14 protein-coding genes are annotated in these 26986 nt (G+C 61.8%); 5 read left to right on the top strand and 9 right to left on the bottom strand.

The window, feature by feature from the left end; translation table 11 throughout:
• Positions 1-5: 5 nt before the first annotated feature.
• The 4 genes from ACO06J_RS13985 to ACO06J_RS13970 all read left to right on the top strand — a co-directional run bounded on the left by ACO06J_RS13985 (position 6) and on the right by ACO06J_RS13970 (position 12951).
• Positions 6-7814 (top strand): peroxidase family protein, encoded by a 7809-nt coding sequence (locus ACO06J_RS13985; protein ID WP_421761334.1) that lies wholly within the window; start codon positions 6-8, stop codon positions 7812-7814.
• 62 nt (positions 7815-7876) lie between these two features.
• Positions 7877-9610 (top strand): type I secretion system permease/ATPase, encoded by a 1734-nt coding sequence (locus ACO06J_RS13980; RefSeq protein ID WP_421761333.1) that lies wholly within the window; start codon positions 7877-7879, stop codon positions 9608-9610.
• A 2-nt stretch (positions 9611-9612) separates the two neighbouring features.
• The gene (locus ACO06J_RS13975; protein WP_421762513.1) at positions 9613-11580 is read left to right on the top strand and encodes a calcium-binding protein; all 1968 of its coding nucleotides are present in this window, start codon (positions 9613-9615) and stop codon (positions 11578-11580) included.
• 105 nt (positions 11581-11685) lie between these two features.
• On the top strand, positions 11686-12951 hold the full coding sequence (locus ACO06J_RS13970) for an HlyD family type I secretion periplasmic adaptor subunit (RefSeq protein WP_421762512.1): 1266 nt from the start codon (positions 11686-11688) through the stop codon (positions 12949-12951).
• A gap of 777 nt (positions 12952-13728) precedes the next feature.
• Here the strand turns inward: ACO06J_RS13970 and ACO06J_RS13965 are convergent.
• The 7 genes from ACO06J_RS13965 to ACO06J_RS13935 all read right to left on the bottom strand — a co-directional run bounded on the left by ACO06J_RS13965 (position 13729) and on the right by ACO06J_RS13935 (position 21629).
• Positions 13729-14448, bottom strand: coding sequence for a tyrosine-type recombinase/integrase (locus tag ACO06J_RS13965; RefSeq protein ID WP_421761332.1), 720 nt, complete (start codon positions 14446-14448; stop codon positions 13729-13731).
• A gap of 485 nt (positions 14449-14933) precedes the next feature.
• Positions 14934-15089 (bottom strand): hypothetical protein, encoded by a 156-nt coding sequence (locus tag ACO06J_RS13960; RefSeq protein ID WP_421761331.1) that lies wholly within the window; start codon positions 15087-15089, stop codon positions 14934-14936.
• A gap of 176 nt (positions 15090-15265) precedes the next feature.
• Complete coding sequence (locus tag ACO06J_RS13955) at positions 15266-16186, bottom strand: hypothetical protein (RefSeq protein WP_421761330.1); 921 nt, start codon at positions 16184-16186, stop codon at positions 15266-15268.
• Between the two features lie 509 nt (positions 16187-16695).
• Positions 16696-17844, bottom strand: coding sequence for a zinc-dependent alcohol dehydrogenase family protein (locus ACO06J_RS13950; RefSeq protein WP_421761329.1), 1149 nt, complete (start codon positions 17842-17844; stop codon positions 16696-16698).
• Positions 17845-17870: 26 nt separating this feature from the next.
• Positions 17871-18869: an ABC transporter permease gene (locus ACO06J_RS13945; protein WP_421761328.1), complete on the bottom strand. Its 999-nt coding sequence runs from the start codon at positions 18867-18869 to the stop codon at positions 17871-17873.
• Between the two features lie 4 nt (positions 18870-18873).
• Positions 18874-20511, bottom strand: coding sequence for a sugar ABC transporter ATP-binding protein (locus ACO06J_RS13940; RefSeq protein ID WP_421761327.1), 1638 nt, complete (start codon positions 20509-20511; stop codon positions 18874-18876).
• Positions 20511-21629, bottom strand: a complete 1119-nt coding sequence (locus ACO06J_RS13935; RefSeq protein WP_421761326.1) for a sugar ABC transporter substrate-binding protein — start codon at positions 21627-21629, stop codon at positions 20511-20513. The genes ACO06J_RS13940 and ACO06J_RS13935 overlap by 1 nt, the downstream gene beginning before the upstream one ends.
• A gap of 276 nt (positions 21630-21905) precedes the next feature.
• Between ACO06J_RS13935 and ACO06J_RS13930 the strand changes: the two genes are divergently transcribed.
• Positions 21906-22979: a LacI family DNA-binding transcriptional regulator gene (locus tag ACO06J_RS13930; protein WP_421761325.1), complete on the top strand. Its 1074-nt coding sequence runs from the start codon at positions 21906-21908 to the stop codon at positions 22977-22979.
• 55 nt (positions 22980-23034) lie between these two features.
• Here the strand turns inward: ACO06J_RS13930 and ACO06J_RS13925 are convergent, their stop codons facing one another.
• Positions 23035-24813, bottom strand: a complete 1779-nt coding sequence (locus ACO06J_RS13925; RefSeq protein WP_421761324.1) for a hydantoinase B/oxoprolinase family protein — start codon at positions 24811-24813, stop codon at positions 23035-23037.
• Positions 24814-24815: 2 nt separating this feature from the next.
• Positions 24816-26870: a hydantoinase/oxoprolinase family protein gene (locus tag ACO06J_RS13920; protein WP_421761323.1), complete on the bottom strand. Its 2055-nt coding sequence runs from the start codon at positions 26868-26870 to the stop codon at positions 24816-24818.
• Positions 26871-26986 lie beyond the last annotated feature (116 nt).

Genomic DNA, 26986 nt, shown 5'->3' with positions numbered 1-26986 from the left:
ATGCCATGAGCCTCAAGCCGTTTATGATCAACCAGACAGACATACAGTTTATTCTGGATCAGATTAACTTTGTGCCACTGTTCAATGCGGACGGTGACATCATTGTCGCCTGGAACGGCACGGGCAGCGTCTACGACATCAATGGCGCACTCATCGGTACCGGCGGCCAGATAGCAGGTGATACTGCCTCGCTTGCGGCCATCGAGGCTTACGGGGCATCGTACCAGAATGTGACCGATCTCGCCGGTACCCGAGATGTCAGCGGCTTCTGGAACAACTTGTCCCCGCAGTTGTCGCACTACGGCGACACCGGTCAGATCTTCCCCCGCCTTGTCCTTGCCGATTACCTGAACTACCTGCAGCAAGCGACCGGCGCGCCGACCACTGGCCCGGTTGTAACTATTGTTGCGCCCGAAACGTCGACCGAAACGAAGACCGAGACCGTTGTGTTCGACAGCGGGCCAAACTCGGTGTTCTTCGGTCCGGGCATCAGCAAGACGACGCAGGAAGTAATCTCTACCGGAACCGACGTCACCGTTGTGTCCGGTTCGTCGACCACCACCCAGGTTGTGGACGGACACCATCTGGTCCGGACCGAAACCACCACAAGCACTGAGGTGACAACGACCACCACGACGTTCGACTACGTCAAGGACGTGACCACCACCACCCTGACGACGGCCAACGGCACGAACTCCGACACAAGCACTGTGATCGTTCAGACTTCGCCTGCCATCGACGAATTGGAGACCCTGTCGGGTACACCTGCGGAAGTCACTTATTCGGGCGGCGAACTCGATGGCAACTTCCACGGCTTCACCACGGAATACGCCCTTGCCCACCAGAACTACGCGGTGACAACGGACTCAAGCGCTGCTGCGGTTGAAGGTGACACTCAGGCTGCCGATCACTCGGCAATCAATATCCAGAACGTCATCGACTACACGCCACGCATGATCTCGCGGACCACGACAACGGCTGGCGTCACCTACGACACCTGGGCAAATCACCAGGGGGACGCAGACGCCGCGAACCACACGCCGAGCGAAATCTGCTACGGCCCGACTGGCGAAGCGACTGTGCTGGACTGGGGGCAACTGAAGACGGTCGCAAACGGCGGCCTTGGACAGGTCGACACCCAGGCTCGCCTCGAGGCCTCTGCTGGACAGGGCGATCACTTCATCGGGGGCCTCAATCCCGGTGTGTCTCCGTCGAACGGCTTCTTCGTCCTTTTCGGACAGTTCTTCGACCATGGCCTCGACTTCATCGACAAGGGCCAACTGGATTCGAGCGGCAAGAATGTCACCATCAAGATCGCGCTCGCGGTTGACGATCCACTGTACGGAATGACCGGTCCGGACGGCAAACCCGTGACCGAGATCACCATCAATCGTGCGACGGTGCAGACCATCGACGAAAAGGGCAGTGAATACGTCAACCACGTCTCGCCGTTCATCGATCAGAGCCAGACCTATGGTTCCGATTTGCAGCGCACGCAGCTGCTGCGCGAATGGGTGCGCGATACGACGACCGGCAGTCCGGATGATTTCCGCGCCGGCATGAAGTTGCTGGACGGTACGACCCTGGCAACGCAGTGGGCGAGGCCGGATGGCACCCTGACCAACGACACCCTGCCGACGCTGAACGAGTTGCGCGCCCATATCGTGGCCACCGGTCGGGATGCATTGACCTGGGAAGATCTGAGCGATCTGCGCAATCGCGATGACGCCGGTCACGTTACGACGGGATCGAGCGGTGAGGCCCTGCTGCTGGACATGAACCCGCGCTTTGACGCGGCCCACCTCTATTCCAGCAATGGCTTCAACGATGCCAACCACGACGGCACGCTGAACAACGGCGAGTTGACGCAGGACCAGGTGGTGGATGGGGCGCTTGCTACCCTGAACGCAGATCTGCATTCAAATTTCGGTAGTGCCGTCAATATCGGCATGGTCGATGGGATGCTCACGCTGACCGGTTTGCAGGGACCGGGGTCGGTGCTGACTGGCGCCAGCGCACTCTTCCCATGGGTCGATTTCAGCAATTTCGGGATCATGGAGACCAACAGCGTTCTGCAGACCACAATTGGCACTGCGGCCCAGAATGCCGTCAGTGAAATCCTGATGGCCTCGGTCGGTGATCACTACATCGCCGGCGATGGTCGCGTGAACGAGAATTTCGGGCTGACGTCGGTCCACCACGTCTTCCACGAAGAACACAACTTCCAGGTCGACAATCTGATCGACGCGCTGCATCGGCAGGATGTTGCCGGCAACGACGCGACCCACGGCAAGCTGCACGAATTCCAGATCAACACCGGTCATGGAATGAATGCGGCTGGCGACTACCTCGACGCGAACGGCCAGGTTTCCTGGGATCAGGAAAAGATCTTCCAGGGCGCTAAGCTCATTGTGGAAATGGAATACCAGCACGCTGCGGTGGACCAGTACGCCCGCAATGTGTCCCCCAACATCCAGGAGTTTGTGGGGTACTCGCCTGACAAGTTACCGGACGTGTCGCTTGAGTACGCTCAGGTTGCGTTCCGGTTCGGCCACTCGACGCTACGTGAGACGATCGACACGATTGATCCCACGCATGGCATTACAGGCAAGATCATGGGGTACGCGCTCCACGACGCGTTCCTCAACCCGGAGACCTATAGTGCAGTAGGACCTGCGGCAATCCTGCTGGGTATGACCCATCAGCAAATGAACGAGGTCGATGAGTTTGTCACACCGGCCCTTAACCAGGGTCTGCTGGGACAGCCGCTGGACCTTGCTGCGATCAACATTGCTCGCGGCCGCGACATTGGCATCCCTACGCTGAACGACTTCCGGGAGGCGCTTGGCCTCGTGCGCTACACGAGCTGGAATGACTTCGGTCAGAACATGCAGCATCCGGGCTCGCTAGTGAACTTCATCGCCGTCTATTCCTTCGACGGCGACATGAACAAGGCGGCGGCTATCATTGGCCTCGCAGATGGGTCGATTGCCGAAGGTTCTGATGCGGCCATGGGCTATACCGCCGCCGCTGCAGTCGCGTTTCTTTCAGGCGACGTTGGCAATGGCGGAGCTGGCACGCTTGGCTTCAACCAGATCGACACCTGGCTTGGCGGACTGGCGGAGGTCCACCAACCCGGCGGCCTGCTCGGCGAAACCTTTGATCTTGTCTTTGTGACGCAGATTGAGTCGCTGATGGACGGCGACCGGTTCTACTATCTCTACCGTCTGGCCGGACAGCAGTTTGGTGAGGAAGTCGCCAACGCACAGCTCAAAGACATAGTAGAGCGCAACAGCGGGCTCACCCATCTCAACGGCAACGTGTTTGGCTATGCGGACCAGTATGTGGAGCTGGCGGCCAAGAAAGAGGTCGTTGCGTCCGGTGACGAGGCTCTGACGACCGGTAACGAGCACAAGTATGGCGACAATGCTGCTGTCGCAAACGGCACGATCGGCATCTACACAAATGGCGGACCAAGCAGTGCCAACGACGGAAACGTCGTTACGATCGGCGGCGTTCAGTACATTCAGGACACGCGGCTCGCCGAGACCGATGTTAGCAGCGCCTACGGCCAGAACGACTTTGTCAATCTCGACGGCACGCCCAATAGCGGCGCGGAGTCGAGCGAGGTCATCGTCGGCAGCAAGGGTAACGACCTGATCTACGCCCAGGGCGGAGACGACACCGTCTATGGCGAGGAAGGCAACGATACGATCTTTGGCGGGTACGGCATTGATCGGCTCTATGGCGGTGCAGGTAGCGACACGATCAAGGGCGGCGACAACCCTGACCTGATCGACGGCGGTGCCGGGGATGACTTCCTCTACGGCGAGTCGTCTGGCTCCGACATCAACGGTGCCGACCAGATTATCGGCGGTTCGGGTAACGATGTGCTCGATGGTGGCATCGGGATTGACAAACTTTCGGCCGGCTCGGGCGACGACCGCGTCTATGGCGGTCAGGATACTGATCCGTTCACCCATGGCGGTGACGGTAACGACTATGTCGATGGTGGTTCGGGTGGCGATATCCTGTACGGCGACAATGGCGATGACGTGGTTGTTGGCGGTTCGGACCAGGATCAGTTGTTTGGTGACGACGGCGACGACATTCTTCGTCCCGGCGATCCGACAGGCGCCCTGACTATCGGCGGCGACGAAGTGCTCGGCGGCGACGGCTCCGACGTAAACGACAAGGGCTTTGACCTTATCGACTTCAGCGACAACACCCTTCGTCCGGGCGGCGTGACGTTCGATCTGTCGAACCAGCAGAACCCGGGCACCACTCCAAACGGCTCGTCAATTCAGGTGCAATCGTACCAGATTGACGGTGTCGTTGGCTCAAAGGGTGACGACACGCTGATTGGCGACGATGCGACTGCAGCCGGTGCCGGCGCTGACGCCAGCATTGCCGGCGACAACTGGCTGGTGGGCGGCTCCGGTAATGATCGTCTGACTGGTCTCGGCGGCAACGATCTGATCGTGGGCGGTTCGGTGCGGCTGAGCGCCCTGATCGGGTCCTATGTGGACGCCAACGGCAACGCTTCGACCTATGACCACAACAACAACAACGATGGACTTACTGACGCCGACCAGTTGCAGGATGCCCGCTATCAGGGCGCCTCGCATCGCGTCGGGTATGCGGACCACCTGAGTGGCGGCCTGCTGGCAGGTGCGGGCTTTGATCGGCACTTCAGCGAGATGCTGCGTACCGAGTTGTTCAAGGACATCACGCTTGGCGACGGTGGAACGGACGGTTCGTCTGACACGGCGGTCTATACCGGTCGCCTTGCCGACTATACGCTGGAGGCGCTCGATGCATCTGGCCATGCCGTTCTCGACCCTCACAACCATTGGAATGATGTCTTCGCGATCAAGATCACTGATCACGGTGGGCTTAACCCCGATGGCACGATCCGTACCCCGACCGATGGCATCGACCTGCTGGTCGGTGTCGAGAAGGTCGATTTCTCGGATACACAGGGTGTCGGCCTGCAGGCCTACTTCGACAAGGCGCCGACCCTCGATCTGCATCACACCCTGGTACCCTCGGTGGTGACGGCGGCTCAGGACAACTTCTCTGGTCAACAAAACAATGCCTACGCTCGCGGCTCAGGCTGGGCATCCAACTGGGTGGAGACCAACGACGCGACCAATTCGGCCACGTCGGGGCAGGTGCAGGTCGCAAACAATGCACTCCGCTTTTCTACAGGTGACGGCGCCGAAATCACCCGCACGCTGAATCTTGCGGGCCAGCCGAACGCGACCATCAGCTACAATGTCAATGAGGCCAACTTTGCGGCCGGCGAAACCGTGACGGTGAGGTTTGCGGCGGACGGGGTGAACTTCGTCACTCTCGAGACCATCACGTCGACCACTAACAACGGCGGCCCTCCGCACTCGTTCAACGTGACGGCACCAGCGGGTGGCTTCTCAAGCAGCGCGGTCCTGCAACTGGTGGGAAGCGCCATCGCGACCGGCACCGGCAATAACGGGGCTCACACGGCGACTTTCGACAATTTTGTGGTCTCGGTACCTGGGCCACTGGTCGATGGATTTGCGGGTAACAATAACGCGATCAACTATACCGAGCAGCAGCCCGTTGCGCCCTTCATTGCGACGGACCCGCTGGTCGGCGACCCCGATGACGCTGTCTTGTCATCGGCGAAAATAGTGTTGCGCGACCCCGTTGTGGGCGACCGGCTGAATATCGGTGCCATTGCCGCCGCCATCGTCGCAACTGGCAACGGCACAGGTCCGAGCGGCCTGACCAATGCAACGTCGATCAACCTGACTGGTATTGCAACTCTGGCGCAGTACCAGGCCGCTTTTGCGGCGATCACCTTCTCCAACCCGTCGAATGACAACCCGACCAACGCCGACCGGCACATTGATGTCACCGTCAATGACGGGTTCAAGGATAGCGCGGTCGCAACTACGACGGTTCACGTGACCCCTGTCGAGGACCCGAGTGTCATCGGCGCGGACAGCGTCCTGACCAATGCCGGTGGAAGCAACAACAATGGCCCGACCTTTGTCATCCCGGACTGGGCGTTGCTGCGCAACGACAGCGATGTGGACACGACGCTGAGCGTGACCTCGGTCACCAATGTCGGTAACACGCTCCGGACGGTAACGCACAGCGGCAACGGCCAGTCCGTTACCGTGGGCGACAACAGCACACTGGGTGGCTCGTTCACTTACGGCGTAACCGGCGGCGCCACAGGCAGTGTTACCGTTACCAACCAGACGGGCGGCGCCATCGTGGGCACCTCAGGGAACGAAATCGTCGTTGGCAGCAATTCGGCAGAAACCATCGCCGGCAACGGCGGAAACGATATCGTTTTTGCCAATGGCGGCAACGACACCATCACCACTGGGAGCGGCAACGACTATATTGACGGGGGAAGTGGCAGCGACCTAATGACCGGCGGCGGTGGCGACGACACCTATGTCATTGATGCTGTGAGCAACAACGTCAATAACAGGGATCAGGTTACTGAACTTGGCAATGGCGGCACGGACACCGTGAACGGCGCCCTCAGCCTGGATCTGGGAAATTACGCCAACGTCGAGAACGCAACGCTTACCGGTAACCAGAACAACAACCTAACGGGTTCTGCTACTGCGAACGTGCTAACCGGAAACAGTGCCAGCAACACGATCAACGCCCTTGGAGGCGGGGATACCATCCTCGGCGGTCAGGGGAACGACACCATCAACGCCGGCGACGGTGATGACTTCATCGTATGGAATGCCAATACTGCCAGCGGCAACAGCAACAACGGGTCGGACGGCCGAGATATTATCGACGGCGGCGCGAACGCAACCGCCCAGGGCGACAACTTCACCGTCAACGGCAATTCCAGCAGCGAAGTCTTCTCGATCTATACCGCTGCTGCCTGGCTGGCACTTGGGGGATTTGGCAACAATGCCCACACCCTGCAGAACGCAGGAACAGAAATCGTGGTCACCCGCGGGGCCAGCCCCGCTAACGGCAGTGTCATTGCCGAACTCCGCAATATCGAGGAAATCGCCATCAACACGGCGGCCGGTACAGGGAGTGGCGGAAATGCCGGAGGTGACGGTGACAATGTCATCATCGTGGGCGATTTCACCACCACACACCTCAACTACAACACCATCCACATCAACGGCGGCAACGGGAACGACAGCGTCGATATCTCTGGGCTGAACTCTGCCCACCGTATCGTCTTCCAGGGTGCGGGTGGCGACAACCACGTCGTCGGAGACCTCCGGCCGCAGGACGTTGTCGATAGCTCCACGACAGACAGCGCTGCCCCCCTCGCCGTGGCCTCACCTTCCGGCAGCGGCATTCATGCATTGAGCTCGCAGCATTTCGCAGCCGCGGATATTGGTACTGACGGACACCATACTTTCCCCCGTCTGCTCAGCGGCAATGACGAACTGTTCAGTGTCCACCACATCAGAGGTGTCAGCCATGACGATGTTCTGAAAGCCAGCAAGGGCGTTGATGCTTTTGACGACGGCGACGGCCACGATACCTTCCGTTTCAACAGCTCTGCTGCCGCCGATGGCGACACCATTCGGGACTTTCACCCCGGGGACAAGATCGACCTGTCCCACATTGATGCCAACGCCGGGGCTTCCGGAAACCAGGCCTTCACGCTGGTGAGTGGCAGTGGCGCTACGCATCTGGTGATCGAACACGAAACCCGCGCGGACGGCGAATACACGGTGGTCTCTGGCTTTACCGCAAATGGGGCAGAAGCGGCGTTCCACATCAACATCGCCGGCAACCATCAGCTCAACGACAGCGACTTCAACCTCTAGCCCAACACGGCCCGGCCATCCCATTGCCGGGCCGCATGGCCCTGTGTATCAAGGAGTCTGACGTGGCTGCGGCAAAGACGGCTAAGGGACTGGCAGAACATCGATTTTCTGACCTTTTCCGCAAAGAATTCAAAGGCATCGGCATCTTCCTGTTCTGGATGTCGGGGATCATCAACGTGCTGGCCCTGACCGGGTCGCTGTACATGCTGCAGGTCTATGACCGCGCCCTCACCAGTGGCAGCATTCCGACGCTGATCGCCCTGTCGGTGATCACCCTGGGGCTTTATGCCTTCCAGGGGGTGTTCGACATCATCCGCTCACAGGTTCTGGTGCGGGTGGGAGCCAAGGTCGACCGTCTCTTGTCCCCCATTGCCCACCGGGTCAGTATCGACATGCCCCGGTTCGGGTTCTCGACTGCGGAAGCGCTTGAACGCGGCAGGGACGTCGACACCCTTCGAGCTTTCATGGGATCCCAGGGCCCGACTGCCCTCTTCGATCTGCCCTGGGTCCCCGTCTACCTGCTGTTCGTCAGTTTTCTGCACCCTCTCCTGGGTATGGTGACGATTGGCGGTGCGGTGATCCTCGCCCTGCTGGCCGTAGCCACCGAGTTGTTGTCGCGCAAACTGACCTCGTCAGCGCAGCAGGCGTTCGTAGCCCGCAACAGCATCGCCGACAGCAATGCCCGCAACGCCGACCTCCTGAAGTCGATGGGATTCGCCGGCCGTGCCGTTGCAAGATTCAACAGTGCCAATTCCGAGCATCTGACCATGCAGACGAGAGCCTCGGATATCGTAGGGACAATCTCGGGTCTGTCTCGCGTGCTTCGCATGATTCTGCAATCAGCGCTGCTGGGGCTGGGCGCCTACCTGGCCATTGCCGGCCAGATGTCGGCTGGGGCCATTATCGCGGTGTCCGTGGCATCATCGCGCGCCCTGGCGCCAATCGATATGGCGATTGGCAACTGGAAGGGGATTGTCAGCGCGCGTCAGGCCCTCAAGCGGTTGCGAGAGACCATGGTAGCGCTGGCTTCAGCCAAGCCTCCGATGCAGCTCGATCCTCCGGCAAAGTCGCTGAAGGTTGAAAAGATTACGGTGGCTGCCCCGGCCAGCGGCCGCGTGCTGCTCAGCGAAGTCTCGTTCGAGCTGCGGGCCGGGCAAACGCTCGGTGTTGTCGGCCCCAGCGCCGGTGGCAAGACGACGCTGGTTCGCGCCTTGACCGGAATCTGGCCGACCCTGCGCGGCAGCGTCCGCTTCGACGATGCCGAGATGCAGCAGTGGGACGATGAGAGCCTGGGCCAGCATATCGGGTACCTGCCGCAGGAAGTAGCGCTGCTCGACGGATCGATTGCCGAGAACATCTCCCGACTGGCAGAGCGTCCGGATCCGGCAGCGATCCGTGCAGCAGCAAAGGCCGCGGGTGTCCATGAGATGATCCTCAGGCTCCCCGAAGGCTACGAGACCCAGCTTGGACCGATGGGTGCGTCCCTTTCCGCAGGCCAGCGCCAGCGCATCGGGTTGGCGCGTGCACTCTACGGCAATCCCTTCCTGGTGGTTCTCGATGAGCCCAATTCATTCCTCGACGCCGAGGGTGAGCAGGCTCTGGTGGCAGCCGTTGAGCATGTACGGACGCGTGGCGGGATCGTCATTGTCGTCGCCCATCGGCTCAGTGTGCTCGCCAATGTCGACTTCGTGGCCATGGTGCAACAGGGCCGCTTGGCCGCGTTTGGACGTCGGGAAGAGATGTTGGCCGAGCAACCTCGCGGTGCGATGCCGGCCCGCAAGCTGGCGACGGTGTGACCATGCTGATCGAAGCCAAGGCTCGAAAGCAGAAGCTTGGCGGTACATCGGCCGAGCGTTTCAAGTTCACGCCCGCCGAGAGCAAGACGCGCCTGCCGGTCTGGGTAGGGATCGCGCTGACGGCCCTGTTTGCCTACCTCAAGGAAGCGACCGGCGGCACCGCCGCGGAACACGCTTCGCAGGACGGTGCTGAAGGCAGGCCAGGCAGCGAACGAGCCGCTGGCGGTCCCGGCGAGCAGATTGGCGCCGATACCAATGTGACCGAAAACTCTGCCGGGCCTGACCAGCGGGCGCCGCTGCCCCAGCAACTGTATGGGTCATTCACCCTGTCAGCTGAACCGCCACTGACGGTGTTTAACCCGTCGCGGCATTTCGCGTCTGGCTTTCGTCCGCTGGCCCCCCAGGTCCTCACCGCCGCAGGTGACAACGACAACAGATATCACGTGCGGACATCCTCGCCTGGAGCCGCCGACGCTTCGGCGAGAGAGCTGAACGCCAAGGAGTCCGCGGCGGCGGCTACGCCTGCGCCACGACCGTCCGTCCCACCCAGGCCCAACCGCGCGCCGTCTGTGATGGGTCCTCTACGGCTCAATGACGTGGTGTCTGGACAGCTAGCCTTGCTGACGCTTGGTGACCTGCTCCTCGGGGCGCACGATGCGGATGACGATGCGTTGCATGTCACCAATGTCACGGCCAGTGACGGTGAACTCCATCACAGCGCAGACGGCTGGACGGTGACGAATCTTGCAGGCCACGACTCCACTGTGACGATCAGCTACGACATCAGCGATGGCGAAACCGTCATCCACCAGACGGCGCAGTTCCATGTTCTCGATGACATCACGCCACTCACCTCGGGGGCCGATACCTATGTTGGCGCGCAGTCGAATACGCAGATCGACGCGCTCGAAGGCGACGATGTGGTGACTACCGGGGCCGGCGCCGATACCGTTTTTGGCGGGGCCGGGAATGACCAGATCCATGGAGGAGCAGGCAACGACGTCCTCGTGGGTGGCGCCGGCAACGACGTGATCTATGGCGGCTCTGGTGGCGACGTCATCCGGGGCGGTGATGGCAATGACCGGATCGCTGGAGAGGATGGCAATGACTTCATCACAGGCGATGCCGGCAACGACACACTTTCGGGTGGGGCGGGAAACGATCTGGTCTTCGGTGGCAGCGGAAACGACCTGATTTCCGGTGATGCGGGCAACGATGGACTCGATGGCGGCGATGGTAGCGATACGCTCGATTATTCTGCGTCTACCGCTGCAGTCATCGTTGGTCTGCAGGCCGGTCTTGCCACCGGCGCCGATATTGGCACCGACAACATCGCCGGGTTTGAGCGGGTGATCGGTGGCAGCGGCGGTGACCAGCTCTACGGTGGATCGGGGGCCGAGACCCTGCTGGGCGGGGCGGGAAACGACACCATCGACGGGGGGCAGGGTGACGACACGCTCGACGGCGGTACGGGTATCGATACTCTGGACTATTCCTCCTCCACCGCAGATTTGAGCATTGACCTCGAGGCTGGTACCGCCAGCGGTGCCGACATCGGGCAAGACACGATTTCTGGCTTCGAGCAGGTGGCTGGGGGCGCGGGCAGTGACCTCTTCATCATCGGCGAAGCGCCCACCGCGATCGCCGGGGGCGCAGGCGAGGACACCTACCGCGTAGACGGTCCTTCGGCCGATCTGCAGATCGTTGACTTCGAGGTCGGCGATCGGATCGAGACGCCTGGTTACGAGGTCATGGACCGACCAGCCCTGCCTGCGGTCCCGGAGTTCGCGGACATCTACCCGGATGTGCCAGCGGACAACGCATTGCCGATCAAGGTCCACAGGGAAATCTATGATGGACTTGAGGTGACCGTGCTCGAGGTACGGTCATCGGATGGTGGCGACTACGACATCCTTGTCCTAGTCAATGGTCACCACGACCTCGTGTACCTGACGCACCCTTTCGCTTAGGCACCAAACCCAAGGAATATGTAAGTGAGTACGATCGGATTTGCCGATACAGGCCTGAACTCGATTGCCAACGATGGTGTTCGGGCGCTGTCGCACAGGTTCTCGATGCGCGGGCATATTGTGCTTGGCGTGGCCCTGGCGATCGCGCTGGTCGGCGGGATTGGAACATGGGCGTTCACCTCGAAGATCGCCGGCGCCGTAGTCTCCTCAGGAACAGTGCTGGTCGATGGTGAGGTCAAATCCGTGCAGCAGATCGACGGCGGCGTCGTCAAGCAACTGCTGGTCAGGGATGGCGATCAGGTTTCGGCGGGAGACGTGCTGCTTCGGCTGGACGACGTCCAGATCAGGGCCGAGCGCGACATTATCCTGGGGCAACTCGGCGAACTCGTCGGGCGACAGGCGCGGCTGCAGGCCGAGCGAGATCTGAGCGAAACAATCGTGTTTCCGGCCAATTTCGACACATCCTTTGTCGCCGGCACGCTTGTCAGGAAGGGCGAGCAGCAGGTTTTCGAGGGTGGCCTGCGCAGCCGCAAGTCGCAGAAGGATCAGCTGACCCTGCAGATTTCCCAGCTCAACGACGAAATCAATGGACTGAAGGCGCAGCAACAAGCGCAAATCGACGAACTCGAGTTGACCCAGGCGGACCGGACGAATGTCGCGGACCTGGTCAAGGGCAAGCTGGTCGAGGCCGCTCGGCTGTTGGCCACCGATCGTGACATTGCTCGCATGAAAGGCCGCCTGGGAGATCTCCAGGCGAGCCTGGCCCGGGCCAAGGGTCGGATCAGCGAGATCAACCTCCAGATTGTGGCGATCGACGATCTGGCGCGCAACGATGCGCAACGCGAACTCCGAACCGTCGAGGGCCAGGCCAACGAACTGCAGGAGCGCCTGCGCGCCGTCGAGGCGCGTCTCGCGCGCGCCGAGGTGCGGTCTCCGGCGACCGGGACCGTCAACGAGCTGGCGGTGCATACGATTGGCGGGGTGATCACGCCGGCGCAGTTGCTGATGTCGGTTGTGCCGTCCGATTCGCTGCTCGACATTGAGTTTCGCGTCGCCACCAAGGATATCGACCAGATTTCGGTTGGTCAGGCCACGCGCCTGCGCTTCAGTGCATTCAACAGGCGCACTACGCCTGAGCTCACCGGTGAGGTGACACAGGTCTCCGCCTCGGCGACCCGGGACCCCATTACCGGTGAACGCTTCTACCTGGCGCGGGTAAAGGTTACAGGCGATATGTCCGAACTCGATGGTAAGCCCCTGGTTCCCGGCATGCCAGTCGAGGTCTTTGTCCAGACCGGCGAGCAGGTCGCGATCGCATACTTCCTAAAGCCCTTCACCGACCAGATCAGCCTGGCCTTCCGCGAGGAATGAAGGCCAAATACGCAAGCCAATACGAGGCCTAAATAGATAGTAGCACACTAGGCCCAAGGCAAACTCATCCAGCGGCCGTTAATTCTGAACGCAAATACTCCGCCTGACACGCCCTTCTGACGAAGCGCCAACGCGTTCAATGCGCAAAGCGACGGTACAGGTCAGGTCATCCACTAACCCTCCGATTGCGTTCCAAATTCAAAGCAATCGGAACGTGATTGCGAAAAGTCAAACTGGATGTCCGCCTTGGGGCAAAAGCAGCCGCTTGTGTTACCCCGGTGTTACCCCAACGACCCCCGCCAAATAAAGATCGACGATTGGTCGTATAATTTCGCAGAGAAAACAAAATCTTGTGAGGAAACCTAGCACTGTGTCGCTTCGCTATCTGCTGCCTTCCTTAGGCAGAGGCTACGTTGCGCCAGTACCCGAGCGGGCAGCGGCCAAGGCGGCTCGCCCCAGTTCCAGAGCACGGTGATCATCGCCGTTGTTAAGCGCTACACTCTTGATCAGGTCGCGCTGACGATGCGTAGGAACATCCCCATAGCTATTGAAGGTCGTAAGAACCTCATCGTGCCCTAGGTTCTGCGACCAGGCCTTGAACTCCTCGGCCGTGCGACAAACAGCCATTCCATGACGCACGAGCATATGCCGGAAAGAATGAGGGTTGAAGTACGGCAAGCCGGCGCTTTCGAACGCGTCTCGGAAAATCCGGCGGATAGGGCCCGCTGTCTCCCATCCGTCTCTACCGAGCTTCGTTTCTGGCCCAGAAAACGTGAACTATGTGATCGTCTTGGGGAAAAATGGATCATCGGGATCAAATCCAAGGTCTCCACGCAGGTATTCGACCCAGTTGGATACAATTTTCACATACCGCTCATCGACGGGGAAAAACCACGTTGAAATAGTCTTGGCGAATTTGGTTCGAACGTCCCGGCCATCTTGAAAGATCATGCCCTCGGCAATGTCGATGTGCTTCAGGCGTAGCGAGGCCACCGCGTCGTCCCTTGCGCCTGTCAGCGCAATTAGCGCAACTACTGCACCATCGCGGCACTGGATCGGTGTCAGCGTGGGCATTGCGTCGATGGCACGAGCCACCTGCTCGGGGGTCGGAACGCGAGACTCACGGTGGGTGCAGGCGATAGTGATGTCCTTGAAGGACGGGTTGAAGTAGTCCGACCACTCATACCGGAGCCGGGACTTGTAGCCGGCTTGCCCCGGCAGCCAAGAGAAGAAGCGCTTCAGCGTATTCAGTGTTGAGACGATGGTTGCCTTGCTCAGGGGCGTACCCTTCGCCGAAGTCTCCTGGAGTAGGTGGGCCTTGAAGGCAGAGGCGTGGTCGCTTCGGAACTGGATGAAGTCACGAAAGTCGGCAAATTCCTCGAAACGGTTTATAGCCCTTGCGGTCGTATCGATCGACTGTTCATCGAGACGCTTTGCATCTCGAAGGTAACCGAAATAGCGATGCTTGATCCGTTCATTGACGGGATGGAACTTCATGGCGGAGGGGTCCTTGCTGGTTGCACAGATACCGAAGGGCGGCTCGGATACCTTTAGGTGTGCGTCCCCGAGAGGAAGTTGACGGAGTAGAGACCTCTGAACTCGGCCAGCTGGCGGATTCCGACTACACGGTTGATGATGCGGTCGCAGTCGGGGCAGATGGCAATAATTGTTCAGTGGAAATGCTGTTCGGCTGGTAGTCCACCATGCCTCCGAGGGGCCCCTTTGGGGTTTGGCAAACGAGGCAGTAGACCTGACCCGGCCCGCATGGACGCTTTCTCTTTTTGCGGCGTTCGGAGTGAAAAGCCTTGAGCGTCGAGCCATGGAACAAACGCGGGTACTTGTCGTCGATGGAACGCAGGCCAGCCTCGACCCAGTTGGAGATGGTATTTCGATGGCAGTCGTACAGCTTGACGAGTTGCGCTACGTCGTAGCAGCGGTGCGTCTTGGCGGCTCGCGGGTTATGGGCGTGACGATGCATTGACCTACACCGGCACCGAGGTCGAGCGGCGCGGAGCTCCGATACGCCGTTGCGCCCAGGTATCAAGATCGTCGGGCGCATAGATGGGGAAGCGTCCGGCCTTTCGGTAGACCGGCCCCCACCAGTTACCGCCAGCTTCGCGAGCCAACGGGACGAACACGGGATACCCCAGGTGGTGCGAACGTAGGACGCAGCGTCGGCGCGACGCAGGTATTTTTGAGTGGAGGCCGTCATCTATCATCTCCTTGCGCATATCGCGATTGTCCGCGGATTGCTGGAGATCAAGTGCCTCGAAGGATGGCCCTGAAATAGCGGCCCTGAAATCGGCCCCGGCGATTATTTCGGGGCCGCTCGCGCCCGCTTGTAGGCGTGACGCAGATTGTTTTCGACCGTCTTGACCGTCACAGGTGGCACATGACGGTGTGCCAGCCGCAGCCATTCAACAAGGAAGTTGGCTTCTTCCTTGAGAGTATTTCCAAGCGTACCCGCTTCCCGACGTCGATCGAATTCCGCAGTGACGAGAAACATTGAAGTAGGACGCCCCGCTGTTCCGGTTCTTGCCACATCACTTTCGAATGGCCATCGGTCGCGAATCTCACTCTTCAGAACCATCAACCTTGACCATTTGTCGCCGTATTGATCGACGAGTTTGTCACTGAAGCCGCCGCGCCAGTCCTCTTCGTCATCGTACACGTAGCAACGGAGGTGCAACTCGTTGGTGAGCAGCAGTTCGAGTTCGGGGGGCTCGAATGGGTATTCGATCAGACAATCGGCGAAGTTGAGCCCTGCGACTTCCTCTTTGCGTCCCAGTTGGTTCGTTCCGATAACGCCAACAGTTTCGGAGGAGAGAACGCCCAGCAGTTCGGAAAATCCGGGGCGCCACATTTCGACGTCCTGGGGATCAAATTCTATCTTTCCGCCTTTCGTAGCGATCCACTGAGCGGCACAAGAAAGCGGCATGTAGCCATCGCCTTCTGGACGAACCAGCGCGGGTAATGTGCGTCTGACCTTGGGAGGCGGCACTGCCCAAAGCCCACGCACCGACGCAGCGAGGATAAGTACCTCTCGATATCCGACGCGATCGAATCCGAAACGCAGCTCCTCGCGATCGCCGTAACCAAGGATGAGTTTCAGATCGATCCATTCAAGCGGCGTTAGCTCCCTCGCGAACGGGTCCGCCAGGTCCCGCGTGAAATTTTCTCCACTGCCAGGTAAAACACTGCGCGCGATACTCGGCCCATTGCTCTCGGACGGCATCAAAGTTGCCGTAGGCGATCCATGCGATCGCCATCGGCAGTGTCCGGAAGCGTTCCTTCTGCGGATCGTACTCTGCCACAATGGGAACACGAGAGAGGCGGCCCAGCCCGAGCCGCTCGGCTTCAGCTTCAGCCGCTTCACCTGTGATCTCATTGCGTCCAGCCCTCTCGAAGAGCTCCTCGTGCAAGCGTTGTTTTTCGCTGTCGTCCACGGCCAATCATATGCCCCGAGTCCTCGCCGGGGCCAAGCACAGACGAGTTTTCACCCATTTTCCTGCAAGGCGCAGCCTCCGGTCTGGGGCTCCGTCCGTAGGCACCCACTGGGCGTTTGGCCGCGATCTGGAAAATGGCCGCGCTCAGGAAGCCCTTACAGATTGGTCGCTACCGGCGGCGCACATATGGGGCCATCTACCCCGTTGCGAGACAACCCAGCACCCGGCCTTCGTTGCCGAAAGCTTGAGCGCATCGTGAGTCCTGATCAGGTGTGTCTCAGCAGCCGCAGGAGGCCATCTAGCTCGGCTCATGCGGCTTTACGATACCTCGGATAAGCTGGCCCTCGCGCATCAAGTCGAATCCCTCATTAATCTCATCCAGGCGCATCGACTTGGAGAGCAGACGGTCGACCGGCAGCAGCCCGCGGCGGAACAGGCTGATGAAACGGGGGATATCGCGGGCGGGAACGCAGGAGCCGAGATAGCTGCCGCGCACGGTCTTTTCTTCAGCCACGAGGCTGACGGCGGGGATTGGGAATTGTGCGCTGGGGGCGGGGAGTCCGCCGGTGGTGAGCTCGCCACCCCGCCGGGCGATCTGGTAGCCCAGTTGCAGCGCAGCGACCGAGCCGGCGAGTTCAATGGCGTGCTGCACGCCGCCGCCGGTCGCCTCGCGGATGGCCTCCGCAGCGCGATCGCCGGTGGCAAGGAAGGCGTCGGTGGCGCCGAGTGACAAGGCGAGATCCAGCTTGGCTTGCGAGATATCGACAGCAACGATCTGCTCGGCCCCGGCCGCACGCGCGCCGAGCACCGCGGCCATGCCGACGCCGCCCAGCCCGATGACCGCGACCTTGTCGCCGGCCTTGACCTTGGCGCCGTTCATCACCGCACCAACCCCAGTCAGGACCGCACAACCAAAGAGCGCTGCGTGATCGAACGCGAGATCGCGCGATACCTTCACCAGGGACTGGCGCGACACCGTGGCATATCCGGCAAAGGCCGAGACGCCGAGGTGGTGGTTGAGGGAATGGACATGGGCGTGGGCGTGCTCGCTGAGCCGCCGTTCGCCCGAGAGCAGCACGCCCGCGCCGTTGGCGGCAGCGCCCGGGATGCAGAGTGCCGGCCGGCCATCCGAGCAACATTCACAGGTGCCGCAACTGGGGACGAACACCATCACCACGCGATCGCCGATGGCGAGATCATCGACCCCAGCGCCCAGGGCCTCGACCGTTCCGGCCGCTTCGTGGCCCAAGACCATAGGAAGAGGGCGCGGACGGTTGCCGTCGATCACCGATAGGTCGGAGTGGCAGAGCCCCGCCGCTTCGATCCGCACCAGCACCTCGCCCTGGCTGGGGCCGGCGAGATCGATCTCGCGAATGGCGAGGGGACGGCTCTGGGCGTAGGGCGCGGGAAGGCCCGACTGTTCAAGGATAGCTGCGCGGATTTTCATGTCGTCGTACCCTCGAGAGCGGCGGGTCAGCCGATATCGGATGCTTCGCGGCCGCGGGTGATCTGCGAAATGGTGACCGCAAGAACGAGGGCGCCGCCGTTGAACACGTTGGTAACCCACAATGGGATGCCCATCATCGAGAGCCCGGTGATGCCGGTGGCGAGGAAATACACCGCAACGATGGCGCCCCAGGGATTGAAGCGTCCCGGCTGGAGGGTTGTGGCGCCGAGGAAGGCGGCGGCAAACGCAGGCAGCAGGTAGTTGAGGCCCGAATAGGGATCGGCCGAACCCAGGACGCCCGCATAAAGAATACCCGCGCAGGCCGAGAGCACCGCCGACATCAGCAGCGCGCCGAGCCGGACGCGGTTGACCGCAATGCCGTTGAGGCGGGCAACCTCGCGGCCACGCCCGACAAACAACAGGCGCCGGCCGAGCGGGGTGTAGTCAAAGACGTACCACATGATCACTGCGGCGACCAAAGCGTAGTAAAAGGCCAGCGGGATACCGAGGAAGCGGGTGCCGACAACGGCATTGATCAGCCCCTTGTCGATGCCGCCGATGGTCGAGGAGTTGGTCATCCATTGCACGATCCCGCTCATCACCGACGTGGTGCCGAGGGTGACGACGAGGGACGGGACGCGGAAATAAATGATGAACAGCCCGTGGACCAGCCCGATGATGACGCTGACGCCCAGCGCGATGACCAGCACCAGCGGCAGTGGCACGTGGTACCAGACGTTCAGCACGGCAATCAGCGATGCAGTGAGCGTCAGGGTCGCGCCGACAGAGAGATCGTAGTCGCCCGCTGTCAACGGCACGATGATCGCCAGCGCCAGCAGCGCCGCCGGCGCATAGGACGCGAACATGATCGAAAAGTTCCCCCAATTGAGGAACGAGCGCGGCAGCAGCGCCGTGAACAACCCGATCAGCAGCACCCAGACGATCAGCAGCGCCACGCGCTCGAACAGGCGGGTGTAGTTGATCGGCGTGGCCGAAGCGGCGGCAGGCTTGCTGGTATCGGTCATGGGTCTAGCTCGCGACGGAAGCGGAAGAGGTCGTATGGGCGGCGCCGCTGAGCGACACCGAAGCGTAGCAGGCCTCGGCAATGCCATCCTTGGTGAGGCCGGCACCGGTGATCTGGTTGCAGATGCGGCCCTTGGCAAAGACCAGCACGCGATCGCAGATCTCGGCCAGCTGCTCGGCATCGGAACTGGCGCAGATCACCGACATGCCATCGGCGGCCGCCTTGCGCAGCGCGACAAAGATCTGCTCGCGAGTTCCCACATCGACGCCCTGGGTGGGCTCGTCGAGCAGCAGCAGGGTAGGGGAGCGGTTCATCCAGCGCGCGATCAGCACCTTCTGCGCGTTGCCGCCCGACAGCGCCGAGAGCTTGAGCCCGGGATCGTTGGGACGCACTTCGAAAGCGGCGCCCAGCGCATGCGCTTCGCGCACCATGGTGCGGTTCTGCATCAGGCCGCCACGAAAGAAGCGGCTGACATCGGGGAGGAACATGTTGTCGACGATGGGGAGGCTATCGACGCCACTGGCGCCCTGCCTATCGCCCGGCAGGAGCGCGAAGCCACGGTCTATCGCGGAGCGCGGCGTCATGCCCGAGATTGGCAATTTCGCCGTGCCTTCGATGTGGATATCGCCCGACCGGCAGGGGCGGGCGCCGAACAGCAGGTAGGGCACTTCCTCGTAACCCGAGCCGATGAGGCCGGTGAGCCCGACAATCTCGCCGCGGCCGATCGTGATGTCGGAGGCCTCGAGCAGCTTGCCCGAAAGGTTCCTGACCTCGGCGAACACCGGACGATCCACCACTACGGCGCGGGGCGAGCTCGCGGCGATGTGCCGGCCGACGATCATTTCGACGATCTGGCCATGGGTCGCATCCGCAGTCACCAGCTCGCCAGCGACTTCGCCATCGCGGAGCACAGTGATGTGGTCGGTGATTTCCATCACCTCGTCGATATCGTGCGAGATGAAGATGACGCTTGAGCCGAGCGCAGCAATGGAGCGCACGAGGCCGAACAGCTTGGCCACACCCTCGCTGGGAAGGAACGGCGTCGGCTCGTCGAGCAGCACCAGGCCGGGCTTGCCAGTGAGGGCGCGCGCTGCCTCGATTTCCTCGAAAGCGCGGACGATGGCGAGCAGCGCCCGCTCGACCGGTGACAGCCGGTCAACGCGCTGGTCGGGATCAAAAGCGAGGTCGAAGCGGGCAAGTGCGGCCCGCGCCGCGGCGCGCTCGGCGCCCCAGTTGATATAGCCGCCCTTGGCGGTGGTCAGTTGCACCAGCCGCAAGTTCTCCAGCACCGTCAGCGACGGCACGAGCCCCAGGTTCTGGTGGACAAATGACATACCGAGCCGGCGGTAATCACCGGGCTTGAGCGGCAGGGAAACGGCCTCGCCGTTGAACTCCAGCGTGCCGCCGGCATCGGGCGCATGAAAGCCCGCGAGAATTTTGACAAGGGTCGATTTGCCCGACCCGTTCTTGCCGAGGAGCCCATGAACCTCCCCGGGCAGCACCTTGAAGGACACATCGTGCAGCGCCCTTGCGCCACCGAAGCTTTTGGAGAGGTGTGAGACCGAGAGAACCGGGAGCGCGTTGCGCGCCCCCGGCCGAGTGGTGTCCGTGCCGGACGAAACAGTTGCCGACACGGCGGGCATTACTCGATGCCCCAGAGCTTGCGGAAGCCCGACTTGTAGGCGTCGCCGTAACCGGTGTCGAAGGCCGCCGGTGTGCCGGCTTCAGCAGCGTTGGCCTTGTCGAAGATATAGAACGGTACGTTCAGCGCGGTCGGGGTCGGCAGGCCGCATGCGTCGCGCAGGTGGCCGTCGATGGTAGCGTAGGCGATCCAGTCGAGGCTCTCACCGATATCCATGTCCACTTCTCCGGACTGGATATAGTCAAGCACGAAGGGCGTGCCGTTGAAAGTCGCGACCTTGACCGCGCCGGTCTTGCCGGCGAGGCGGATGGCCGGGACCACGAACTGCGACATCGAATCGTAGATCGGGATCACGACGTTGATATCCGGGTTGGCCTGCAGCGCGGCCTGGACGCCTGGCTGGATCTTGGTGCCCCATTCGGTGACGCCGACGTTGATTTCCTGGACGATCTTGCCGTTCGGCGCGACCGCGGCCAGTTCCTTCTGGAAGTTCTCGATCAGCGGAATGGTCGGCGGCACGTCGCGGGAAACGATAATCGCGATCTGCGGATTGCCGTCGGTCGCAACGGTCGCCCAGTCGGCGAGGATCTTGCCGATCTCGCCAAAGCCGATGGTCAGCGAGCTGGAAACGACCTTGTTCTGCTCGAACGAGGGGTCATAGAAGTGCGAGGTCATCACCTTGACGCCAGCGTCCTTGGCCGCCTGCAGCGAGGGCTCGATCGAGCCCGGGTCGATGCCCGAGATCAGGTCGATGATGTTGTATTTGTCGCGGGTGGCGAGTTCGACCTGCTGCACCCACTCGGCGGGTGTGCCCTGGTTCTGGCCTTCGACGACCTGGAGGCCGACATCCGCACCGGCCGCCTTCATGCGGTCGATGATCCCCTTGAGGAACGGGTTGCCGCTGTTGTTGGGGATCGACATCATCTTCTTGCCGGCGGCACAGGCCTTGGCATCGAAGGGATCGCCGGGCGCGGTGAACACCGGCTTGGCGGAATAAGGGGCGAGGTTGGCCTTGGCGAGAGCCAGGCCGTCGGACGCCGCATCGGCAAAGACCGGGCTGGCAAACAGAGCCAGCGCAGCGCCTGCTGTAACTGAGGCTAGTAAGACACGTTTCTGCATGTGCGTTCTCCCTGCGCCACGCCTCGCCGCCCTTCCGGCGATTAAGCACGGCTATGAATGCGCATTCATTGATTGCGCATGCAAGGGGGAGTGTCAATCGGCTCCAGCACCGGAAGTGACGGATTTGTGGCGTGGGTATCTCGTCAAACGCCCTGTGGACAAGGCAGATGGAAAGTGCAAGCTATTGAAAGACTTGCCTGTACCCGCTAGTCATGGTCCTACAATGCATCAGTTGAATGCGTATTCGCGTTGCCCGGTACTGGTGAAAGTGAAGCGATGAAGCGGCAGAGGTCTCGATCCACATCTTTCGACGTTGCGGCGCTTGCGGGCGTCTCGCAGTCGGCCGTATCGCGCGCCTTCAACCGCGGCTCCAGCATCACCGAGGAAACCCGCCAGAAGGTGATCGAGGCAGCGCGGAAACTGAACTACGTTCCGAACTCGATCGCCAGCAGCCTCACCACCAAGCGCACCAATATCGTGGCGCTGATCCTGGGCAACATGGCCAACCCGTTCTACGTGCACGTGCTGCACACCTTCAGCCAGCGGCTGCAGGAGATGGGACGGCAGGTGCTGATCTTCACTGTGGATCCCGGCGCCGATTCCGACAATGCCATCATGCAGGTGCTGCAGTATCAGATCGATGGCGTGATCCTCACCGCCGCGCAGCTCTCGACGCGCATGACCAGCATCTGCCACGAGCGGGGCATCCCCATCGTGCTGTTCAACCGCTACATTCCCGGCAGCGACGCCTCAGGTGTGCGCTGCGACAACAGCGCGGGTGGCCGCCTGATCGCCGAAGCGTTCATCGCCGCCGGCGCCAAGACCTTTGCCATGATCACCGGTGATCCCAAGGGGACAACCAGCCAGGACCGCGTGCGCGGGTTTGTCGAACGGCTGCTCGAGGAGGGGATCAAGCGCGCCGATATCGAGGTGGCGGAGGGCAACTCGTCCTATGAGGGCGCCGTGACCGCCGTCATGAAATTGTTCCGCAACCGCACCAAGCCGCGGCCCGATGCCATCTTTGGCATCAACGACATCATGGCGATGGGGGCGATGGACACGCTGCGGCACCGGCTGGGCCTTCGCATTCCCGAAGACATCATGGTGGGGGGCTTCGACGATATCCCGGAGGCGCGGCGCATTCCCTACCAGCTGACGACGGTGCGCCAGCCGATCGACCAGATGGTCGAGGCGACCTTGTCGATCCTCCATCTGGACGATCCCACTCGGGCGATCGAGCGTGGCCTGGATCATCCGATCACCGGCAACCTGATCTGGCGCAACACCATCCCGGTACCGCCCGCCTACCGCTTTTCGCCGAACGAAGAGACCGACACGGACGCGGTGTAGCGCCGCCGGGGCCTTGAGATGAAAACGGGGACCGCGAGGTCCCCGTTTTGCGTTGTCACTCTGCCGCTTCGCGAACCGGTGGGGTGTAGCCAAAGTCGAAGGGCGGCGCGGGACCGCGCTCTTCCTTTGCCGCTTCGCGGCGCTTTGCACTGCCGGCAAGATCGGCCTCGTTATCGGCCGTCAGCACCACGCCATAGGCGGTTTCGGCCTGCTGGCGCGAGACGAGCCCGTAGCGTACGTCGCGGGCAACAATCGCCGGATCGCGCTCCAGCGGATCGCCCCAGCCGCCGGAACCGGCGGTCTTGAAGATGATGCGGTCGCCCGGGTTGACCTTGAGGTTGTCGATCTTGGACGGGATGCGCTCTGGCTCCGCCGCACCGACGCGCTGTATCCACTTGGACGAGGTCCCGCCATGGAGCCCGCCATTGATGCCCCAAGGCGGCACCACTTCGCGGTCGTCGTGGATCGAAACCTGGCCCTTTTCGAGCAGCCGGTAGACCTTTTCGATGCCGGCGCCGCCGCGATGGAGGCCTGGCCCACCCGAGTCCTGGATCGGCTGGTAGCGTTCGACCAGTACGGGATAGTAGTTTTCGATGTATTCGATCGGGGTCGCCGAAAACAGCGGCCACCAGGCGTGGCCATCAAAGCCATCGCCCTTGGGGCGGCCCGGCACGCCGCCGAACAGCAGCTCCATCAGCTGGAAGTATTTGCCGTTCTTGTCGGTACCCGAAAAGATGAAGTGCGGGCTGGTGCCATATCCGGCCGCCATCGAGAGCTGCGGCACGAACTTGCCGAGCGCGCCGGCCTGGCAGTCGAAGAACCTGGTGTGGGTATTGAGGCGGTTCGACAGCGCCGCCGGAAAGCGCGGGTTGAGCAGCGAGCCTTCGGGCAAAACGATCTCGAACAGGTCGTAGAATCCCTCGTTGAACAGTACCGACGGATCGAACGACATGATCATGTAGACGCCGAAGAAGAGTTTGCAGAGCCCTTCATGGATATGGAAGTTGATCGGGCCTTCGGCCTGGTCATCGGTACCGGTCCAGTCGAACACCGCAATGTCGCCACGCCGCGAAATGGTCAGCGTCATCTTGAACGGACCGTTGCCCAGCCCGTCATCGTCCACGTAGTCGGTAAAGCTCACCGGCTCTTCGGGGATGTACTTCTGGATCACCACGCGCATGGCCTCGCGGGTACGCTCCAGCAGCATATCGCAGGCGCTCATGTAGGTATCGCGGCCAAAGCGGTCGCAGAGTTCGCGCACGCGGGTCGAGGCGGTACGGCAGCCGGCGATGAGCGCCATCAGGTCGGCGCGGTTCATATCCGGGGTGCGCGAGTTGTTGAGCATGATCTCGAGCACGCCCTGGTTGAGCACGCCCTTGTCATAGATCTTGACCGGCGGCACGCGCAGGCCTTCTTCCCAGATGGTGCGGGCATTTGCCGGCATCGAGCCGGGCACGGTGCCGCCCACGTCCACCATGTGACCGAAGATCGAGGAGAAGCCGACCAAAACCTTCTCGTGGAAGATCGGCAGCATCACGCACCAGTCATTGTTGTGCGAGATGGAGCCCTTGGAGGCATAGGGGTCGTTCCAGACGAAGATATCGCCTTCGTTGAGATCGCCGCCGAACTTTTCGACCACCGACGGGATGTAGGAGCCGAACTGGCCCACGATCATCTGCCCGCGTTCGTTGCAGATCATCGGGAATTCGTCGTGCTGCTCGCGGATCACCGGGGAGAGCGAGATGCGCACGACGACACCATCCATCTCGAAGCGCGCGTTCTTGAGTGCGTTCTCGATGATGTCGAGGGTAATGGGATCGATTTTGGTTGCCATGGTCAGAGCCCCTTCGAAACCGGCCAGATCAGAATGTTACCGTGCGTGTCGACCTCGGCGTAGTGGCCGGGCAGCAGGACGGTGGTGGTGTCGTATTGCCGGATGATCGCCGGGCCGTCGACGCGATCGCCAACGCCGAGGCGGCTGCGATCGATATGCGGGGTATCCACCCACTTGCCGTCGAAATAGGCGGGGCGGGTTTCGATGACGCGGCTTGCCGCATCGCCGCTGCCGGTCGGGGCCTGTTCTTCAACCGGCGGGGTGGCGCCACGGGCGACAACGCGCAGGGCGACCAGTTCGACCGGCACGTGGAAGCGCACGCCATAGAGGCGTTCGTGGATGGCGTGGAAATCGGCGAGGATGGCGTCGAGGCTGCCCTTGGCCGCGACAGTGGCCGGGCTGACATCGACCGACACTTCAAAACCCTGCTGCTCGTAGCGGAGGTCGAGCGTGTAGTGGATCGAGGCGTCTGCAGCGGTGACTTCCTGCTCCTTGAGCCAGATCTTGGCCTTGGCTTCGAGCTCGCCAAAGCGGGACCATACGGTGGCGGGGTCGAGGCCGACGGTAGAGCGGATATAGGTCTGGACGAACTCGTTGCGGAAGTCCGCCTCGAGGAACCCAAGCGCGCAGAGCACGCCGGGATTTGGCGGCACCAGCACCGGGTAGCAGCCGAGCAGTTCAGCCAGCGCGTTGGCGTGCAGCGGACCGGCGCCACCGAAGGCGACAATGCCGAATTCACGCGGATCGAGCCCGCGCTGCACGGTGATGACGCGGAGCGCGCCGAGCATGACTTCATTGGCGATATCGATAATGCCCTTGGCTGCATCCTCGGGAGAAAGACCGATGGCCTCGCCGACACGTGCGACGGCAACGCGGGCCGCGTCGACATCGAGTTTCATGTCACCGCCGAGCAGCAATGGGGGCAGGTAGCCGAGCACGACGTTGGCGTCGCTCACCGCCGGCTCTGTGCCGCCACGGCCATACGAGACCGGACCCGGGCGGGCACCGGCCGAGCGTGGGCCGACGCGGAGCGAACCGGTCAATTCCGAGACGTCGGCGATCGAGCCGCCACCGGCACCGACCGAACGCACGTCGAGGGTGGGCACCTTGGCGGGGAACATGCCGACTTCGGTGGAGCGCGAGATCGTCGCCTCCCCGTCGATGATCACCGAAACGTCGGTTGAGGTGCCGCCCATGTCGAAGGCGAGGAGCTTCGAAAAGCCCGAGCGGCGCGACAGCATGACGGTGCTGGTCACGCCACCGGCCGGACCGGAGAGCACGGTATGCACCGGTCGCTCGGAGGCTGCTGCAGCGCTCATCAGGCCGCCATCGGAGCGCACGATATGGAGGCGGGCGCGCACGCCCTCGGCCTTCAGCCGGTCTTCGATGCGGGTCAGGTACCGGCGCATGATCGGGCGCACGTAGTCGTTCATCACCGTGGTGATGGCGCGATCATACTCGCGGAACTCGGGGAGGATGTCGGACGAGAGCGAGACAGGAATATTAGGATGGCGGGCCGCCACGATGTCGCGCAGGGCGCGCTCGTGCTCGGCGTTGGCATAAGAGTGCATCAGCGAGATGGTCAGCGCCTCGATGCCCGATGAGCAAAGGTCATCGATCAGCTTGGTAGCACCGTCGATATCGAGCGGCTTGACCACTTCACCCCGGGCATTCATGCGCTCGGAAATCCCGCGCGTATCGGCGAGCGAGGCCAGCGGATCCGGTTTGTCCATATTGATCCAGCCAAACAGCGGGCCGGGGGTCCAGGCCTTGGCAAGATGCAGGGTGTATTCAAAGCCCTCGGTGACGAGGAGGCCGACGCGGGCGCCCTTGCCTTCGAGCACCGCATTGGTGGCAACCGTGGTGCCATGAAGGATCAGATCAATATCGGAGGGCGAAATGCCGGCCTTCTCGCAGATCAGCTTCACACCCGCCGCAACGCCGATCGACTGATCTTCGGGAGTCGAAGGCGTCTTGGCCTGAAAAGTCCTCTGCGTTTTCTCGTCGTGCAGCAGAAGGTCGGTGAACGTGCCACCCACATCAACGCCAAGCCTCATTACAAACCCCTTATCGTTCACTGTGGCCGCAACGCAACCACCGGAGCGCTGCCATCTTGCATGCGCATTCAAAGCAGCATAAGACGCTCAAATCACTCTCCGCAAGGCCTAATATC

The organism is Devosia sp. (assembly GCF_965229025.1).
Taxonomy (GTDB): domain Bacteria; phylum Pseudomonadota; class Alphaproteobacteria; order Rhizobiales; family Devosiaceae; genus Devosia_A.
The sequence above is the reverse complement of the archived record's forward strand: the minus strand, read 5'-3'. Positions and strand labels throughout refer to the sequence as shown.

Excerpts from the sequence above, each read along its gene's own strand:
- ACO06J_RS13985 (WP_421761334.1), top strand. The coding sequence starts at position 6 with ATGAGCCTCAAGCCGTTTATGATCAACCAGACAGACATACAGTTTATT.
- ACO06J_RS13975 (WP_421762513.1), top strand. The coding sequence starts at position 9,613 with ATGCTGATCGAAGCCAAGGCTCGAAAGCAGAAGCTTGGCGGTACATCG.
- ACO06J_RS13970 (WP_421762512.1), top strand. The coding sequence starts at position 11,686 with ATGCGCGGGCATATTGTGCTTGGCGTGGCCCTGGCGATCGCGCTGGTC.
- ACO06J_RS13965 (WP_421761332.1), bottom strand. The coding sequence starts at position 14,448 with ATGAAGTTCCATCCCGTCAATGAACGGATCAAGCATCGCTATTTCGGT.
- ACO06J_RS13955 (WP_421761330.1), bottom strand. The coding sequence starts at position 16,186 with ATGCCGTCCGAGAGCAATGGGCCGAGTATCGCGCGCAGTGTTTTACCT.
- ACO06J_RS13950 (WP_421761329.1), bottom strand. The coding sequence starts at position 17,844 with ATGAAAATCCGCGCAGCTATCCTTGAACAGTCGGGCCTTCCCGCGCCC.
- ACO06J_RS13945 (WP_421761328.1), bottom strand. The coding sequence starts at position 18,869 with ATGACCGATACCAGCAAGCCTGCCGCCGCTTCGGCCACGCCGATCAAC.
- ACO06J_RS13940 (WP_421761327.1), bottom strand. The coding sequence starts at position 20,511 with ATGCCCGCCGTGTCGGCAACTGTTTCGTCCGGCACGGACACCACTCGG.
- ACO06J_RS13935 (WP_421761326.1), bottom strand. The coding sequence starts at position 21,629 with ATGCAGAAACGTGTCTTACTAGCCTCAGTTACAGCAGGCGCTGCGCTG.
- ACO06J_RS13930 (WP_421761325.1), top strand. The coding sequence starts at position 21,906 with ATGAAGCGGCAGAGGTCTCGATCCACATCTTTCGACGTTGCGGCGCTT.
- ACO06J_RS13925 (WP_421761324.1), bottom strand. The coding sequence starts at position 24,813 with ATGGCAACCAAAATCGATCCCATTACCCTCGACATCATCGAGAACGCA.
- ACO06J_RS13920 (WP_421761323.1), bottom strand. The coding sequence starts at position 26,870 with ATGAGGCTTGGCGTTGATGTGGGTGGCACGTTCACCGACCTTCTGCTG.